Source organism: Geodermatophilus sp. SYSU D01045 (assembly GCF_054050295.1).
Map to the genome: position 1 here is coordinate 1 of NZ_JBJGZB010000030.1, position 17,670 is coordinate 17,670.

General features: G+C 76.4%; 12 protein-coding genes. 1 reads left to right on the forward strand and 11 read right to left on the reverse strand.

What is annotated here, in order from left to right; genetic code table 11:
• Nucleotides 1–189 precede the first annotated feature (189 nt).
• The 10 genes from ACI798_RS19785 to ACI798_RS19830 form a co-directional block, all read right to left on the reverse strand.
• The gene (locus tag ACI798_RS19785) at nucleotides 190–4,539 is read right to left on the reverse strand and encodes a PKD domain-containing protein (protein WP_457048736.1); all 4,350 of its coding nucleotides are present in this window, start codon (nucleotides 4,537–4,539) and stop codon (nucleotides 190–192) included.
• 274 nt (nucleotides 4,540–4,813) lie between these two features.
• Nucleotides 4,814–5,491, reverse strand: a complete 678-nt coding sequence (locus ACI798_RS19790; protein WP_457048737.1) for a hypothetical protein — start codon at nucleotides 5,489–5,491, stop codon at nucleotides 4,814–4,816.
• The gene (locus tag ACI798_RS19795; protein ID WP_457048738.1) at nucleotides 5,488–6,243 is read right to left on the reverse strand and encodes a CDP-alcohol phosphatidyltransferase family protein; all 756 of its coding nucleotides are present in this window, start codon (nucleotides 6,241–6,243) and stop codon (nucleotides 5,488–5,490) included. The genes ACI798_RS19790 and ACI798_RS19795 overlap by 4 nt, the downstream gene beginning before the upstream one ends.
• Entirely contained in the window at nucleotides 6,240–7,520 is a 1,281-nt protein-coding gene (locus ACI798_RS19800; protein ID WP_457048739.1) for a DUF1972 domain-containing protein, read from the reverse strand. Before ACI798_RS19800 ends, ACI798_RS19795 begins: the two co-directional genes overlap by 4 nt.
• A gap of 169 nt (nucleotides 7,521–7,689) precedes the next feature.
• The gene (locus tag ACI798_RS19805; RefSeq protein WP_456943029.1) at nucleotides 7,690–9,180 is read right to left on the reverse strand and encodes a sugar transferase; all 1,491 of its coding nucleotides are present in this window, start codon (nucleotides 9,178–9,180) and stop codon (nucleotides 7,690–7,692) included.
• A gap of 170 nt (nucleotides 9,181–9,350) precedes the next feature.
• Nucleotides 9,351–9,914 carry an aminoacyl-tRNA hydrolase gene (gene pth, locus ACI798_RS19810; RefSeq protein ID WP_456943030.1) on the reverse strand — a complete coding sequence of 188 codons (564 nt, stop codon included), beginning with the start codon at nucleotides 9,912–9,914 and terminating at the stop codon, nucleotides 9,351–9,353.
• A 92-nt stretch (nucleotides 9,915–10,006) separates the two neighbouring features.
• Nucleotides 10,007–10,711: a 50S ribosomal protein L25/general stress protein Ctc gene (locus ACI798_RS19815; protein ID WP_456943031.1), complete on the reverse strand. Its 705-nt coding sequence runs from the start codon at nucleotides 10,709–10,711 to the stop codon at nucleotides 10,007–10,009.
• A gap of 186 nt (nucleotides 10,712–10,897) precedes the next feature.
• The gene (locus tag ACI798_RS19820) at nucleotides 10,898–12,247 is read right to left on the reverse strand and encodes a glycosyltransferase family 4 protein (protein WP_456943032.1); all 1,350 of its coding nucleotides are present in this window, start codon (nucleotides 12,245–12,247) and stop codon (nucleotides 10,898–10,900) included.
• Nucleotides 12,248–12,261: 14 nt separating this feature from the next.
• Nucleotides 12,262–13,557 carry a glycosyltransferase gene (locus tag ACI798_RS19825; RefSeq protein ID WP_457048740.1) on the reverse strand — a complete coding sequence of 432 codons (1,296 nt, stop codon included), beginning with the start codon at nucleotides 13,555–13,557 and terminating at the stop codon, nucleotides 12,262–12,264.
• Between the two features lie 124 nt (nucleotides 13,558–13,681).
• Nucleotides 13,682–15,214 carry a DUF4082 domain-containing protein gene (locus ACI798_RS19830; protein WP_457048741.1) on the reverse strand — a complete coding sequence of 511 codons (1,533 nt, stop codon included), beginning with the start codon at nucleotides 15,212–15,214 and terminating at the stop codon, nucleotides 13,682–13,684.
• A 212-nt stretch (nucleotides 15,215–15,426) separates the two neighbouring features.
• Between ACI798_RS19830 and ACI798_RS19835 the strand changes: the two genes are divergently transcribed.
• Nucleotides 15,427–16,131 (forward strand): polysaccharide deacetylase family protein, encoded by a 705-nt coding sequence (locus tag ACI798_RS19835; protein ID WP_457048742.1) that lies wholly within the window; start codon nucleotides 15,427–15,429, stop codon nucleotides 16,129–16,131.
• 7 nt (nucleotides 16,132–16,138) lie between these two features.
• Here ACI798_RS19835 and ACI798_RS19840 read toward each other — a convergent pair whose 3' ends face one another.
• The gene (locus ACI798_RS19840) at nucleotides 16,139–17,413 is read right to left on the reverse strand and encodes a hypothetical protein (RefSeq protein WP_457048743.1); all 1,275 of its coding nucleotides are present in this window, start codon (nucleotides 17,411–17,413) and stop codon (nucleotides 16,139–16,141) included.
• Between the last annotated feature and the right edge of the window lie 257 nt (nucleotides 17,414–17,670).

The window sequence follows — 17,670 nt, forward strand, 5'->3', positions numbered from 1 at the left end:
CCCCCCCCCCCCCCCCCCCCCCCCCCCCGCCCCCCCCCCCCCCCCCCCCCCCCCCCCCCCCCCCCCCCCCCCCCCCCCCCCCCCCCCCCCCCCCCCCCCCCCCCCCCGCCCCCCCGCCCCCGCCCCCCCCCCCCCCCCCCCCCCCCCCCCCCCCCCCCCCCCCCCCCCCCCCCCCCCCCGCCGGGGCGCTCACGCCGTGGCCGGGGCCGTGCCGGCCGGCCCGACCCAGACGTCGTCGACCCGGACCGCCGACGGCGCGGTGGCGCTGCCGGACACGTACTCCTCGAGGAACACGACGCCAGAACGCTGAAGCGCGGCGGTGGTGTCGGTGCGCTCGAGCAACCAGGCGGCCGGCTCGGCCGTCCCGGTGACCCACTGCTTCACCCGCAGGGTCGTCGTCCCCGTCCCGGCGGTCTCGAAGCGGACCGTCAGCGAGGTCCCGGGCGCGTAGGTGCCGGCCAGCCGAGCCGTGCCGAGCACCGTCTCCACGTTGCGCACCATGCGGACGAGCGAGAGGTCCACGGCACCGGTCGCGGTGAAGCGCAGCTTGACCCGGTAATCGGTCAGGCCGACGCGCTGGGTGCCCAGGCTGACGTAGGTCCCGCCCCCGGTGGGTGCCTGCGGCAGCGTCAGTTCCGCCTGGACCGCCACGTCGGTGCGGGAGACCGCGTCCAGGGAGGCCACGGTCCCCTGACCGGCCGCACCGCGCAGCTGTCCCGCGCCGCCGGTGACCGAGCCGTTGCCGGCCATCCCGGCGACGGTCCACGGTCCCCCGCTGTCCGCGGTCCCCCAGCCGTCGGTGACCTGCCGCTCGAAGGAGTCGGTCCCGAGGGCCGGGGACCCGGGCGTCGGGGTCGGCGTCGGGGTCGGCGTCGGGGTCGGCGTCGGGGTCGGCGTCGGGGTCGGGGTCGGCGTCGGGGTCGGCGTCGGCGTCGGGGTCGGGGTCGGCGTCGGGGTCGGGGTCGGCGTCGGGGTCGGCGTCGCGACCGTGACCTGGCGGGTGGTCGTACCGGTCGTGCCGAGGTCGTCGACGACGGTCAGCCGGACCGTGTAGGTCCCCGCAGCGCCGTAGGCGTGCGTCGCGGTGCGGCCGGTGGCCGACGTCCCGTCGCCGAAGTCCCAGGTGTGACCGGCGACCGCGCCGTCGGCGTCGACCGAGGCCGAGCCGTCGACGGCCACCGACAGACCGTCGGGGGTCGCGGTGAAGGCGGCCGTGGGCGCCCGGTTGGCCACCGTGACCGTGCCGGCCGGCTCCGCGCGGAGGTCGTCGACCCGCATCGTGACCGGCGCCGTGGCGCTGCCCGAGGCGTAGAGGTAGAGGAGCACGGCGCCGGGCCGCTGCAGGGCAGCCGTCGCATCGGTCGCGGTGACCGCCCAGGCGGCGGGCTCGGCGGTCGCGCTGCGCCACACCTTGGCCCGCAGCTGCGTCGTCCCGGTCCCCTGGACCTCCACGCGCACGGTCAGCTCCTCACCGGCGGCCACGGAGCCCGGCACCGCGTACTGGCCGAGGGTCCGCTCGGCGCCGTTGACGACTGCGACCAGCATCGCGGTGAGCTGGCCGGTGCTGCGGTACCAGAGCTTGAGCCGGTAGTCGCTGCTGCCGGACCGCCGCAGCGCCAGGCTCGCGTACGCCCCGCCACCGGTGGGGACGGCGGGGAGCACGAGGTCGGCCTGCGCGGCGACGTCCGTCCGCGAGACCGCGGCGAGCCGGGCCGAGGCGTCCCTGCCGGGCGCGGCCGTCAGCCGCCCGCTGCCGCCCGTGACCGCCGAGCTGCCGGCCGCCCCGGTCACCGTCCAGGCGCCGCCGACCTGGGCGGTCCCCCAGCCGGTGGCAACCTCGCGGTCGAAGGCGTCCGCCGCGATCGACCCGATGCCGGTGGGCGGTGCGGAGGCGGTGACCACCTGGCTGCTGGTCGCCGTCGCGCCGTCGTCGTCCGTGACCGTCAGCCGGACCACCTGGGTGCCGGGGGCCGCGTAGGTGTGGGTCAGCGTGCGGCCCTCGGCCGTCGTGCCGTCCCCGAGGTCCCAGGCCCACGACGTCACCGTGCCGTCGGGGTCGGCCGCGGCCGATGCGTCGAGCGCGACGGTGAGGTCGGTGGTCGTGCCGGAGAACATCGCCGTCGGGGGCAGGTTGGGGGTGTTGCCGGTGCTCCCGGCGGCGAAGTGCTGGGCGACCCGGTCCGCGGGGAGCACCGACTGGTAGACGGCCACCTCGTCGACCCGGCCGTTGTACCAGGAGTCGCCCGCGAACTCCCAGCTGTAGCCACCGCCGATCCGCCACCAGCCGTGACTCGGCTCGCCCATGAGCACGTCGGTGCGGGCGGCGACCTGCGCCCCGTCGACGTACAGGACCATCGACCCGGCCCGGAAGGTCGCGACCACGTGGTGCCAGCGACCGTCGTTGTACGCCCGGGGGCTGCTGATGACCTTGTAGGCGTTCTGCCAGACGCCGAAGTTCAGCCGGCCCGCACGGTCGAAGTAGACGAGGCGGTCGTGGGCGGGGGCGATCCCGGTGTTGCGGTTGCCGAACTCGACGACGATGCCGCCGGCCGTGGTCCGGGTGTTGACCCACGCCTCGAGCGAGAAGACCTGCGGGGCCGGCGCCTGGACGGTCGTGGCGGCCAGCCCACCGGCCCCGTTGAGCGCCGCGGCCGTGTCACCGTCTCCGGCCAGTGCGCCGGCCTGGCCACGCGTGACGCCGCCGTTCACCGCCAGGTCGTAGCCGCCGACCTGGTCCAGGGCGAAGCCGGTGTTCCCGAGCGACCACAGCGACTGGGCACCGTCGGCCCGGACCATCTCGACGTAGCCGCGCGCCGGGGTGGTGCCGGCGGACACGGTGACCGACGCCCAGGACCCGCTGTTGCGGTTGCCCTGCGGATCGGCCACGACGACCCGGTAGGTGTGCGCACCCGCGGTCAGGCCGCGGTCGGTGAAGGCCAGCGTCTCCCGGTTCCACCAGTCCTGTCCGCTGGTCACCTGGTACACCGGCGTGGGGACGTCGTCCCGGTAGACGGAGTAGGTGAGGTGCTCGTTGTCGGGGTCGTTGGCTTCACGCCAGACGACCCGGGCGGTGCCGGGGGCGGGCGAGGTGAGGGTGGGCGTGAGGGTGCCCGAACTCGGCGCGACGGTGCTCGGCGCCGTCCCTGGCAGCGCGAAGCGCACCAGGCCCTGCTGCGGCACGCCGTTGACGCTCGGGAACTCGCCGCCGTAGACGAGGTACTGGTCGTTGCCGGTGATCGACCAGGCGGACTGCTCCTGGCCGCTGGCGGTGCCCGGCGCCAGGGTGGGCCACCAGGTCAGCAGGGCGGGCGCCGGCGTGCCGGCGAAGTTGGCGTTGACGAACGTGAAGGGGCCGTTGGTCCCGGCGGCGGTGGCGCTGAAGGCCGCCGCGTACCGGTGCTGCCGGGGCTCGAACTCCGCCCACTCGCCGATGTTGCCGCAGAGGTGCACGTGCGAGCCGGTGTAGACGACCCCGCCGAGCGGCCAGCTGGTGTACGTGTCCCCGCGGCAGGTGCTGGCCCAGAGCAGTGCACCGTCGGTCGCCGAGGCGGCGAAGGCGCTCTCCATGTTGCCGGGGCCGTAGTAGTCGTAGCCGGTGCCGTACACGGCCCGTCCGTCGGTCGACAGGCTCCAGATGGCGGAGTTGGCGCCCTGGTTGGTGATCAGCTGGTTGACCGCGAAGGGACGGGTCGCCCCGCTGACCGGGTCGAGGGCACCGACCCCCGTGGCCTTGACGCCGTTGAGGCTGTCGAAGCGGCCCGCGGCGATGACCTTGCCGCCCGCGACGACCAGCGCCTGGACGTCGTTGCTCGTCCGCGAGTTGGCGGCCGTGTCCAGGACGACGTTGCCCTGGGCGTCCCGCTTGGGGGTGAGGGTCGCCTCGTCCTGCCAGATCGGCAGCACGTTGCCCGCCGTGGAGCCGATGCCGGGCACCGGGGCCCACGGCAGCAGGGCGCCGTTGACCGAGGACACCGCAGCCAGCCGCGTGCGGCTGGTCGTCCCCACCGCGGTGAACGCGCCGCCGAGGTAGACCGAGGTGCCGAGGGTGGCGATCGCCCGCACCTGCCCGCTGACGCTCGGGCGCCAGTCGGCGACGAGCGCACCGGTGGCGGTGTCGTAGGCCGCGACGCGGTTGCGGGGCTGGCCGTTGGCGACGGTGAAGTCGCCCCCGACGAAGACGCGGCTGCCGTCAGGTGAGGCGGCGATCGCCAGGGCCTGGCCGTTCAGGTCCGGCGTGAACGACGTGACCAGCTGGCCCGTGCGGATGTCGAAGGCGAGCAGGTTGTTCCGGACCGTCTCCTGCTGCCCTGGAGCTGCGCCGGCGGGACGGGCCCGCGTGAACTTCCCGGCCACGTAGACGGTGTTGCCGACGACGACCTGCGCCCAGACCACCCCGTTGACCTGGACGGTGGGGAGCACGTCGGCCGTGACGGTCGCCGGCGTGCCGGGGTCCAACGGCGTCGCGTCCGCCCGGGCGGTGGCCGGGACCGCGAGGCCCAGGACCCCGGCGACCAGCAGCAGGCTCAGCAGTCCCGCCACCGCCCGGAAGGACGCAGCAGGCAACGACCACACACGTGCAGACACGCTCGTCTCCCCCATGTACCCGGGCGGGCCGTCATCGGCCGCCCTTCACCGAGAGTGACGGTGACACGGGCACCGGGAGTGTGCGATCACCTGATCAGGTGTCCGGCCACCCACAGGTGGCCCCTGGTCACCCGCGCGGGTAACGCTCCGTCACCGGCGGCGGGGTCCCGGACGTACGACGGCGCCCGCCGGCCTCCGGGGAGGCCGGCGGGCGCCGGTCGGGGCGGGCTCAGTCGGCGGTGCCGGTGAACACCAGGTAGGGAGCGCCGGCCTGGTAGCCGACGGCGACCGTCACCGCGTCGCGGGCGTCTCCGGGCACGGTGAAGACGTAGACGCCGACGGCGTCGCCGCCCGGCTCGACGGTCCCGGTGAAGGGTGCGTACGACGCGTCCTCGAGCGGGGACGCAGGAGTGGCGTCCGGGCCGGTGGTCAGGTCCACGGCGACGGCGTCCAGCGAGACGGGCGCGTCGGTGCCGTTGGTGATCCGCACGGTCACCCGCACCGCGGGACCGGCGACCTGACCGGGACCCTCGGCGCTGCCCTCGACCGCCTCGAGGTCCTGGACCTCGGCCGTGACGCCGTCGCCCACGGCGGCCTGCTCACCCACCACCACGGGCGGCAGGCTCGGCGGCAGCGCCGTCGCGTCCTCGGTGGGACCGGTCGGCTCCGGCGTGGGTGGTGCCGGGGGCACGGTGCCGGTCGGGAGGACCACCTCGGTCGGGTAGGCGGTCGCCGTCGTCCCCGGGGCGGCGGTCGTCGCGGCCGCGGCGGTGTCGCCGTCCCCGCCGCCGCGTCCGGCCACGACCGCGAGGACGGCGAGCGCCGCGCACAGGAGGACGGCCACCCCGGCCAGCAGCAGGCGGCGGCGGGAGGACGGCGCCGGGGTCGCCTCGTCTCGGGGACTCATCGGGGCAGGGCTCCCATCTCGCGGTACCAGCGCCCCAGCGCCAGGACGACGTAGCCGGCCGTGCCGAGGGCCAGCAGCCCGTACGCGCCGAGGAAGACCGCCGGCGCACCGAGCAGGACGAAGACCAGGCAGAGGACGCCGTAGTCGGTGGGCGCGACGAGCAGCGAGCGCAGCACGCTCGGCCGGGTGTCGGTGGCGGCCGCCCGGGTGCGGACGCCGTGCCGGGCCCGCAGCGCCTCGTTGAGCAGGGTCGCGGAGAAGTGCACGACCGCCATGACCGAGAAACCAAGCGGGACCAGCAGCCAGCCACGGGCGAGGCCGTCGACACGGGTCAGGCAGAGCAGCACGGCGAGGTGGAGGCTGGCGATCTTGGCGCTGTCGACCACGTGGTCGAGCCACTCCCCCGCCGGCGACCCGCCGCCGCGGAGGCGGGCGAGCTGGCCGTCGGCCGAGTCGAGGGCGTAGCCGAGCACCAGGCACGCGGCAACCGCGGCGCCGGTGGCCCACGCCGGCGGCGCCACCGCGAGCAGCACGATGCCGGCCGTCGTCCACCCCGCGCTCACGGCGGTCACCGCGTTGGGCGTGAGCCCGGCGTGGAAGGCGAGCGCGGCCAGCACCCGGCCCAGCGGCCGGTTGACGAACCGCGAGTAGGCGGGGGCGCCCTGGGCGCCCTTCTGCGCGCCGGCCAGCCGGCGGACGGTCCCGGCGAGCGTCTCGCCGGCGGCGGGACCCGCCGCGGTCGCGGCGGTCACTGCTGGCCCGCCGGGAGGGAGCGCCAGCCGCCCGGCGCCGGGGTCGGCAGGGGGACGACGTTGTCGGGTACGACCTCGGCCGGCGGCGCCGGCTCGCCGGTGGGCACGGCCGGCGTCAGCGGCAGGTCGGCCGCCGTCGGACGCCGGCGGCCGCTGGGCCGCCGCCGGGGCACGTCGCGCGCGGCCAGCCGCAGGGCCAGCTCCTCGTAGCCGGCGGCGACCTCGTCCCAGTCGTAGCGGGCGGCGAGGATGCGGGCGCGGCGGCCGGCCCGCCGGGTGCCCTCCGGGTCGGCCTCGACGGCGGCCAGCTCCCGCGCCACGTCCTGCGGCGTGCGGAAGAAGCGGCCCGAGTCCCGGACGACCTCGCGGTTGAAGGACACGTCGAAGGCGGTGACCGCCGCCCCCGCGCCGATCGCGCGCAGCAGCGACGGGTTGGTGCCGCCGACGGAGTGGCCGTGCAGGTAGGTCGCGCAGTTGGCGTAGAGCTGGTCGAGCAGCTCCTGGTCCCACACCCCGCCGAGGAAGCGCACCCGCTCGTCGGCGAGCGCGTGCACCCGGCGGGTGTACTCGTCGGCGTAGGGCGCCGACCCGACGACGACCAGCGGCTTGCCCGCCTCGCTGGAGGTGTAGCCCTCGACGATCAGGTCGACGTGGTTCTCCGGCTCGAAGCGGGCGACGACCAGGTGGTAGCCGCCGGGCTCGAGGCCGGCCTCGGCGAGCCGGTGCGAACCCGGGGCGATCAGCGGGGCGCCGTAGGTGAGCAGCGTGGTCGGGGCTGCGAAGGCCTCGCGGTAGTACTCGGCGATGCCCTCGGCGTCGGCGATGAGGACGTCGGACCACCGGACGGCCAGGGCCTCGGTGACGCGGTAGTAGCGCCGGCCGACCGGACCCCACTTCGCGCGCTTCCACTCCAGGCCGTCGACGTGCGTGGCGACCGGGATGCGGGCGGCCCGCAGCGCCGGCAGCAGCGGCGCGTTGGCCGCGTTGAAGAGGATCGCCGCGTCGGTGCGGTGCGCCAGCAGGTGCCGCACCGACAGGGCGGTGTGGCTCAGGGTCTCCAGCGACCGGCGGCGGGCGGCGGGCAGGTGCACCAGCTCCATGCCGAGGTGCCCGGCCGGCGGGGGCTCCTCCGCCCCGGGGGCCGTGCGGCAGTAGACGACCACCCGGTGCCCGCGCTCGACGAGCCGGCGACCCACCTCCTCCACCGCCGTCTCGAAGCCGCCGTAGCGGGCCGGGACACCGCGGGTCCCCACCATGGCGATGCTCGTGCGGGCCATCGGTCGTCCTCCGGGAGGGTGTGGCGCCGCGCGGGTGCGCGAGCGGTGGGCCGGGGACCTCGGGCGGGAGGTCCGCTCCGACGCTAGGAACGGGGAGGAACTGCGCTCGTCCCCCCGCGGGGTGGCACGGGGGTGAGGCGGGGGTGAGACCGCGGCGGACGGCGGCGGCTCAGTAGGCGCCGGAGCTGCTGACCACGGCGCGCACCGTCTTGACGAGGATCAGCGCGTCCAGCGCCAGCGACCAGTTCTCCACGTAGCGGAGGTCCAGGCGCACGGCCTCCTCCCACGACAGGTCGCTGCGGCCGGAGATCTGCCACAGGCCGGTGAGGCCCGGCTTGACCAGCAGCCGGCGGCTGACCGAGGTGTCGTAGCGCTCGACCTCCGTCGGCAGGGGCGGGCGCGGGCCGACCAGCGACATGGACCCGCCGAGGACGTTGAACAGCTGCGGCAGCTCGTCGAGGGAGAAGCGGCGCAGCCAGCGGCCGACCCGGGTCACGCGAGGGTCGTGGCGCATCTTGAACAGCAGCCCGTCGCCCTCGTTGCGGTCGAGCAGCTCGGCCAGCCGGCGGTCGGCGTCGACGGCCATGCTGCGGAACTTGAGGATGGTGAACCGCCGGCCGTTCACGCCCACGCGCTCCTGGCGGTAGAGGACCGGACCCGGGCTGTCCAGCCGGACGGCGAGGGCCAGCGCCAGCAGCACCGGCGCCAGCAGCAGCACGGCGAGCGCGGCGACGGCGCGGTCGACGCCGCCCTTGACCACCCGGCCCCAGCCCTCGAAGCGGGGCTGCTCGATCGACAGCAGCGGCAGGCCCTCGAACGGGCGGATGTGCAGCCGCGGGCCGGCGACCTCGATGAGGCCCGGCGCGACCAGCAGCTCGGTGCCGGTGCCCTCGAGCTCCCAGGACAGCCGGCGGAGGTACTCCGCCGCGGTCTCGCTGGCGGAGGTCACCGCGACGGTGTCGGCCCCGTGCCGGGCCACCGCGGCGGCGACGTCGTCGAGCCCCGTGACCGGGACGCCGAGCACCTCGGCGACCCGCGTCCGGCTCTCCGGCGTCACGCAGGCGGCCACGACCTCCAGCCCGGCGAAGACCCCGCCGCGCAGGCGGGCCGCCAGCTCGGTCACCGCGCCGCCGCGGCCGACGACCACCACCCGCTTGGTGCACGAGCCCCGGGCCCGCAGCCGGCGCAGCCGGCACCGGGCGGCGTACCGGCCGGCGAGGGTCAGCACGGTCAGGCCGGGGACGGCGAGGACGACGAGGCCGCGGCTGAGGTCCAGGTGCGCGGCGTAGGAGGTGAAGCTGCTCAGGGTCAGCAGGAGGAACCCGGCCCGGCCGACGCGGCGGAACTCGTCGCTGCCGGTGCCGAAGACGCGCTCGTCGTGCGCGCCGGTGCCGACGAGCAGCACCGGCCAGACGAGCACCAGGGCGAGCGCCGGCAGCACCAGGGCGGCGCGCACCGGTGCCGGCGAGGCGAGGACCACGGCCCCGGTCGCGGCGACCGCGGCGGTGAGGTCGAGGGCGTGCAGGACGGCGGAGTAGCGGCCCTCCCAGCGGCGCGACGGCGGGCGGGGCACCGTCCGCAGCCGCGCGGCGACCGGGCCGGGGGTGAGCCGGGCCTGCGCGGCGGTCCCCGGTCCTGCACCGTGGCGGTCCAGCAGCACGTCTCCCCCTCGCCCCGCGTCACTCTGCGTGTGCGAGGGGGTCGCCCGTCACGGTGCGTGTCAACTCACCGGAGCGAACCAGCGCGGGACTCCCCCTCCGCGCCATCGACACTCACAGAGCGTCATGGGAGGGTCAATGCGGAGAGTGACTGTTCACCCGAAGGGGAGGATCAGGTGCGCGGGTGGACCACGTTCTGCGCCGCCTCGAGGCCCCGCGTGAGCAGCTCCTCGGCGGCGTCGGCCGCCTCGGCGACCAGCAGGTCGAGCTCCTTGCGCTCGGTGGCGGAGAAGTCGCGCAGCACGAAGTCGGCGGGGTCCTGGCGGCCCGGTGGCCGGCCGATGCCGACCCGCACGCGGAGGTAGTCCCTCGTGCCCGTCGCGCGGCTGATCGAGCGCAGCCCGTTGTGCCCGCCCTCGCCGCCGCCGCGCTTGAGGCGCACCGCGGCGAAGGGGACGTCGAGCTCGTCGTGGACGACGACGAGGTCCGTGGCCGGCAGCTTGTGGTAGTCGAGCAGGCCGCGCACCGGCCCGCCGGACTCGTTCATGTACGTGGTCGGCCGGGCCAGGACGACGCGGCGGCCGGCCAGGCGCCCCTCACCGGCCAGCGCGCGGGCGCGGGCGCCCTTGCCGGCGGTGAGCCGCACGCCGGCGCGGGCGGCGAGCTCGTCGAGCACCATCGCGCCGACGTTGTGCCGGTTGCCGGAGTAGGAGGGGCCGGGGTTGCCCAGCCCCACGACGAGGAACGGCCCCTCGGAGGGTGCGGACGCCGCAGGGGCGCCGGCGGTGCCGGCGCCCCTGCGGGTCGTGCTCTCGGTCAGCGGGGACCTCAGCTGTTCTCGGTCGACTCGATCGACTCGCCGCTGCCCTGCTCGAGCGGCTCGGGGACGACGTCGCCCTCGCCGGCGGCCTCCTCGGCCGGCGCGGACTCCTCGCGCTCGATGCCGGCCTCGGCCTCGGCCTCGGCGAGCTCGGCGTCGAGCTGCTCGGCGGTCGGGGCGGCCATGACGTTGACGACCAGCGCCTCGGGGTCGGTGAGCACGGTGGCGCCGCCGGGCAGCGACAGCTCGCCGGCGGTGACGCCGTTGCCGGCCTCGTGACCGGTGACGTCGACCTCGATCGTCTCGGGGATCGCGGTCGCGGGCGCCTCCACGGAGACGGTGTTCAGCTCGACGCTGACCAGGGTCTCGGCGGCGGCGTCGCCCACGACGACGACGGGGACGTCGACGGTGACGCGCTCGCCCCGGCGGACGACCAGCAGGTCGACGTGCTCGTGCTGGCGGGTCAGCGGGTCGCGCTGCACCGACTTGGTGAGCGCGAGCTGCTCCTGGCCGTCGAGGACGACAGTGATCAGGGCGTTGGTGCCGCCGTTGCGCAGCACCGCGGCGAACTCGAGGGCCGGCAGCGACAGGTGGACGACGTCCTGGCCGTGCCCGTACAGGACGGCCGGGATGCGGCCCGCGCGGCGGGTCCGGCGGGCGCTGCCCTTGCCGAACTCGGTGCGGGCCTCGGCGACGAGGCGGAAGTCAGCCACGGTGGTGTGCTCCTCAGACAGCGGATGGGCCTGGTGCCGGCGGCCGGGCGCGGCACACCTCGCAGGAGCACACGCACGTCGATCACGGAGCGCGGACGGACCGCCTCCCTCGCCGGGCTCCGGCCAGTGTACGTGGCACGCCCGGACCGGGTGCGCGGACCGGGGGTGCCGCGCACCCGGGCGGCACTACGGGGCGGTCGTCCGCGCCGTGCCGACCGCGGCCGGCGGGACCGGCTCGTCCCCGCGCGCCCGGACCAGGGCCTCGACCCGGTCCGGCGCCGGCCCGTCCGCCCGGCGCGGGGCCGGGACCCGGGGCAGCGGGCCGAGCAGCGCCGTCCAGGCGGTGAGGTAGCGCTCGGCCTGCGCCCGCCAGTCGAGCTCGCGCACCGCCCGGTCGCGGGCGGCCAGCGACAGCGCCACCCGGCGCTCCTCGTCGTCGAGCAGGTCGGCGATCGCCGACGCGAGTCCCTCGGGCCCGGCGGCCGGGTCCACGTAGACGCCGGTGTCGCCGGCCGACACCCGCGACTCCCGGAGGTCGAAGCCCACCGACGGCACCGCGAAGGCCATGTACTCCATGACCTTGTTCATGGTGGAGACGTCGTTGAGCGGGTTGAGCGGGTCGGGGCACACGCCGAGCGCCGCCGTCGACAGGTAGCGGGCGATCGTGGCGGCGTCGGCCCGGCCGGTGAAGGTCACGTGCTCGGTGAGGTCCAGCTCCGCGCTGAGGGCGACCAGGTCGTCGAGCGAGTCGCCGAAACCCAGCAGCGCCAGGTGGACGTCGGACCGGCCGTGCCGGTGCACCAGGACGTCGAGCGCCCGCAGCGCGACGTCGACCCCGTCCTGGGGGCCCATGATCCCCAGGTAGACGAGCAGGTGGCGGCGGCCGCGGCGCAGCTCCGGCTCCGGGTCGCGCGGCCGCATCACCGACGTGTCGGGCCCCGACCGCACCACCGTCACCCGCTGCGGGTCCCGCCCCCCGCGCTGCACGGCGATCGACCGGTAGGACTCGTTGGTGGAGACCACGTGGTCGGCGGTGCGGTAGGTGCTGCGCTCGAGCCACAGCAGCGTCCGGTACTGCAGCCGGGCCACGAGGCCGCGCGGCTCCCCGAACCGGGACCGGAAGACCTCGGGGTTGAGGTCGTGCTGGTCGTAGAGGAACCGCACCCCGGCACGCCGCCACAGCCGGGCCAGCAGCCAGTAGGTGTCCGGCGGGTTGCACGCCTGGATGGCGTCGAAGCCCACCCGGCGGCGGACCCGGACCGACAGCAGCGCCGTGCGCACCCAGGCGTACACGAACTCCCACAGGTAGGAGAGCAGGCCGCGGGTCGCCGGGGCGGGGCGGTACTTGAACAGGTGGACGCCGTCGAGCAGCTCGTAGCCGGGGTCGCCGGGTCCCTTGGGGCAGATCACCGACACGGTGACGCCGGCGGAGGCGAGGGCCTGGCACTCCAGCCACACCCGCCGGTCCAGCGGGACGGGCAGGTTCTGCACGATCACCAGCACGCGCGGGGATCGCGGGGACGTCACGGTACGCATGGCCCTCCTCGGGCTCACGAGGCGAGGTCGCCGGCGGGCACCGGTCGGGACGGGGGCAGGCGGCGGGACGAGGCCCCGGACGAGGAGCCGGACGACGGGCCGGACGACGGGCCGGACGAGGACCCGGGCGGGGCCTCCGGGGCGAGCAGCCGGGCGAGCTCGGCCGTCCGCGCGTCCCAGGTGTCGCCCGCCACGGCGGCGCGCCGCTGCGCGGCGTCCCCGGGCCGGGGGTCGGCCACCGCGGCGCGCACCAGGTCCACGAACTCGTCGGCGGACCGGGCGATGTCGAGGACGTCCGCGTAGCGCCGGGCCTCGGGGAAGTCGGTGGTGACCGTCCGCAGCCCGAGGGCCAGGTACTCCTTCATCTTGATCGGGTTGCAGGCCCGGATCCACTCGTTGTCCAGCCACGGCATCAGGGCGACGTCCAGGCCGGCGCACCAGCGCGGCACCTCCGCGTGCGGCCGCGCGCCGACGAGGTGGACGTTGGGCAGCTCGTCGAGCCCGTCGAGGTCCATGAACACGGGGCCGACGACGACGAGGGAGACGTCGGGCAGCTCGACGGCCACCCGGCGCAGCAGCTCCAGGTCGACGGTGTGGTCGCGCATCGTGCCGACGAAGCCGACCCGCGGACCCGGCACCCGCTGCAGCTTGGGCGGCGGCTCCCCGCCGGCGTCGTCGAACCAGGCGGCGTCCACGCCGTGGTCGAGGAACACCGCCCGCTCCCCCGCCAGCGGCGCGTCCTCGGCCATGAGGGAGTGGGCCACGTACAGGACGGCGTCGGCCTCCCGCAGCGACTCCTCCTCGAGGGCACGGATGTGGCCCGTGTCGACCTCCGACCAGGCCGAGAGCTTGTCCGACCGGTTGACCAGGACCCTCCGCCTCGGCAGGCCGCGGACCACGGACCAGGCGGTCGGCGGGCTGAGGAGCACCGAGGGGGCGGGCATGCGCAGCCACCACAGGACCGCGCGGACCTGCCAGCGCACCAGCCGGGTGTTCAGCGCCCGCCCCAGCCGCGAGCCGTAGGCCGGCACGCTCAGCGGCGAGTACACGTGGAAACCGGGGACGTCGGCCAGCGGCTGCCGCACCCCGCGGAGGACGCTCCGCAGCTTGCGGCCCAGCCGGCCGGCCACCCCGGAGGTCCGCCCCGGCCAGGGCACCCGCATGCCGATGCCGTTGACGAGCAGCACGCGGCGCTCCTCGGCCAGCCGGAACGCCAGCTGGAAGTCCGCGTGCGCGCGGTTGTGGTACCACCAGTCGAGGCCGGCGAAGACGAGTACCGGGTCTTTCTCCTGGTCAGCGGGCCGCCGCACCTCAGTGGGCCCCGTTGGTGGCGAGCATGCGGCGCAGGCTAGCGACGGGGGCCCCCTCGCGGGCCCCCTCCGCGCGCGCCTTCTCGCAGACCACCCCACCGGGTGGTCCGGCCGACGGCGGCGGTCAGGGTCGGGGCAGCACCGAGCCGTCGGCCGTGACGTTGTCCTCCCAGGCGTCCACCGACGCCCCGGGCGCGACGTCGACCTCGCCGTAGCCGTCCAGCGGTCCGAAGTCGTTGCCGGTCACGTCGGCACCGACGCACCCGGCCTCCAGGCGCAGCACGAACCCGCCGCCCACCAGGTAGTTGTCGGCCACGACCGGTGCGGTGAAGCCGCCGCCGTCGTCGCTGAGGAAGACCGCGGCGTTCTGGTTCTCGGCCGGCCCGTCGAGGACGATGTGGTTGCCCCGGACGACGACGTCGTCGCCGCCGTAGAGCTGGATGCCGTCGTTGTGGCTGCCGGGCAGGCTGCGCAGGTCGTGGACGACGTTCTCCTCGAACCGGCTGCTGCCGGTGCCCTGCTGGATGCCGTCGGGCGTCCCGGAGATGTCGTTGCGCAGCAGCACCATCCGCGCGTTGCCGTGCACCGCGCCGTTGCCCCAGTCGCCGGCCGGCGACGGCACGTCCTCCGGCCAGACGATCGTCGAGTCGCTGATCCGCAGCTCGCCGGCGGCGTCCTCGGCGAGGACCACCGACCAGGCCGCCCCGTTGGCCTCGACCACGCTGTCGGTGATCGTGAGGACGCCCGGTCCCGGGAGCACGACGCTGCCGCGGACCCAGACGTGGTCCAGCGTCACCTCGTCCCCGAGCACGACGAGCGTCCCGTCCTGCCACGAGGTGCCCGGCGGTGCGCTGTCGGGGCCGTCGACGACGGTGAGGTCGCCGCGGTCCCCCCGGAAGCCGACCTCGCCGGGCGCCGCGCGGCCGGAGGCGCCGGGGCCGGTGGGGGCCGGCGCCGGCGCGGACGTCGGGCTGCCCGGGTCGGCCGGGGCGGGGCCGGTCGCCTGCCCGGCCGGGACGAACAGCACGTCGATCCAGTAGTTGGCCGCGTCGTAGGTCCCGTCGGGCAGCACGGGCACGTCGCTGTAGCGGAAGACGCCGGCGCCGCCGTCGGCCACCACGGCGACCGGGCCGGGGTCCGGGAGGGGCTGGCGGAACCAGCCCAGCGACGCCACGTACCCGCCGTCGGCGTGGTAGCTGGCCACGTAGACGCCGCCGGCGGTCAGCGGGACCGGCCGGTCCAGCGGGGTCTCCTGCCAGCCGGGGGTGTCGCGGGAGGGGAACGTCGCCTCGCCGAGGACCGCTCCCGTCGAGGACCAGACGGTGGCCGCGTGCGCCGCGCCGTCGCCCGCGGCGCGGTAGAAGCGCAGGCCGGTCAGCGTGCCGTCGACCGTCGCGGTGAAGCGGATGCCGAGCTCGACGGGGCGCCCGTCGGTGTGCCCGACGTCGGAGTCGGGTCCCTGACCGTCCGGGAAGAGGGTGGCCGGGCGGACCGGGGTCACCGTGCCGCCCGGGTCGTCGCCCGTCCACGCGACCGCGAGCACCACCGCGAGCAGGACGGCGGCGGTGGCGCCGACGACGGCGAGCCACCGGCGGCGCGGCCCCGGCCCCGGGTCCGGTGGACCGGGCGGGACGAGGCGCAGCTCCGGCGGTCTCACGGTCGTGCGCTCGTGCACGGCGGCCCCCCTGCTCGTCGCGTCGTCCGGCGGCAGGGACCCGCCCGCGGCCGGGCCGTCCCCGCGACGCGGGTGGCGCACCTTATCCCCGAAGCGGTGACGGGCCGGGCGTTCTCGTGCTCCGGACGGCGTCGTTCACCTACAGTCACCGGGCATCCACGGACGCCATCCGGAGACAGGAGCGCCCCGGCCTCATGACCGCGGTCGAGCAGGGCCCGTTGCTGGTCGTCAACGTGCACGGCATCGGGCCCGAGCCCCCCGACGTGACCCCCGAGGAGCGGGACTACTGGGTGTCCACCGACGAGTTCGAGACGCTGCTCGACTCGCTGGACACCGCCGGGCTGCCGGTGGTCCTCACCGTCGACGACGGCTTCCTGTCCGACGTGACCATCGCCCTGCCGCGGCTGGTGGAGCGGGGACTGACCGCCGCCTTCTTCCCGTGCGCGGGCTGGCTGGAGCGCCCCGGCCGGGTCGGGGTGGACGGCGTCCGCGAGCTCGTCGCCGCCGGGATGCCGGTCGGCACGCACGGCTGGTGCCACCGCGACTGGCGCCGGCTGCGCCCGGACGAGGTCGACGAGGAGTTCCGCCGCTCCGCCGAGGTGCTCGCCGACGCCTCCGGCCACCCGATCACGGAGGCGGCCATCCCGTTCGGCCGCTACGACCGGGTGGTGCTGGCGCACCTGCGGCGGGCCGGCTACGAGCGCGTCTACACCAGCGACGGCGGCCTGGCCGACCTGCGCCGGTGGCGGGTGGCCCGGACCAGCGTGCGCCCGGGCGTCGACCGGGACTGGCTGCCGCGGCTGGCCGCCGAGGCGCAGCAGCCCCGGCGGCGGGCCCGCGACCTGGCGGCCCGGGTGGTCAAGGGCCGGCGCCGCGGTCAGGCGCCGGCGACCCCCTGACCGGGCGTCAGCTGCCGGTGCAGGACTGGCTGCGGCCGGCGCCGGTCGGCTGGTAGTCCGCACCGATCGGCACGACCCGCGCCTCCCAGGCGGTCAGGCCCGCGCAGCTCACCGCGACCGGTCCGTAGCCGTAGCCGCCGTCGGCGATCCGCAGCCCGCGGACCGACCCCGGCATGCCCAGCCGGAAGGAGTAGCCGCCGCCGGCGACGAGCAGCCCGTCGACGTCGACCGAGGTGTTGCCCTGCCCGGCCGGGTAGAAGAACGGCGCGGTGCCGTAGCAGCCGTCGGCCTCCACCATGTGCAGCGTGACGTTCCGGACGGTGAGCGCCGGGCCGTCGTAGCCCTGCAGCGCGTCGCCGTGCCAGTCGCCGCAGCGGTCCGGGGACGTGATGCGGGCGAAGGAGTCCTCGATGGTGACCGCGCCGCAGCCCAGGCTCCGGCCGGCCACCCGGAAGCCCTCGGGGAGTCCGTCGATCTCGACGCGGCGGGCGGTGTAGCCACCGGCGCCGACGGCGGGGGCGTCCCCGCCGGTCACCTGTCCCGGCGCCCGGACCACGGACACGTCCTCGAGCAGCAGGCCGTTGCGGCACCGCGAGCCGGCGACGTTGGTGATCGAGCCGCCCTGGACCTCGACCCGGCGGACGGTCACGTCGTCGGCGTCGATGACCAGGTCGGCGCCGACCAGGCGGACGTCCTGGACGACGGCGCCGGGGGTGGTGACGTGCAGGTCGGTCGTGCGCGTGGTGGCCGGCGTCCACCCGGCCGGGACGCCGGTGTTGGCGGGGTTCGGGACGGGGCCGGTCGCCGTCGAGGGCGCCGGCTGCGGCGTCGTCGTCCGCGGCGGCGTGGCCGGGGTGGACGGGGACGCGCTGCCGGTGGGGGCCGGGGTCGTCGGGACCGTCGTCGTGGGCACCGGGGTCGTGGGCACCGGGGTCGTCGGCGCCGGGGTCGTCGGCACCGGCGCCGGGGCGGACGGGGTGGTCGTCCCGCCCGGGGACGTCGCCGGCGGCCGGGAGGGGGCGGTCGAGGAGCGGGGCGCCTCGGTCCGCTGGCCCCGGCTGGCGCCGTGCTGGTCGCGGGAGACGAGCCGCTGCCACCACGCCGACCAGGAGGACGACCACGAGCCCGCCTCCGTGGTCTCGGTGACGGGCACCGACGACCCGGCCACCTGCAGCAGCGAGGCGCCGGTCAGCACCGCGGCGCAGACGAGCACGAGGGCGACCAGGCGGCGGCTGCCGGCACGGCGGGCGGGACGGCTCCGGGGGGAGCGGGCTCTCGGCACCGCGGGAACGTAGCGCCGAGTGACCGGCCGAGTACCAGGAGAAATCGGTCCGGGCGCCACAGGACTCCACTCAGGTCACAGGAGCGTCACGGGGCACCACGTCCGCACCGGCGGTCCCGGTCCGGCCGCGCGCCTCCCCCCTCGGCAGCCGGAGATGGTCCCGGAACCGCGGAGAACCACTCGTTGTGGGGGTTCCGGCTTCACCCGTCACCGGAACTCCCCTGTTGCGCCCTCCCAACTGGCACACTCCGCGCCCA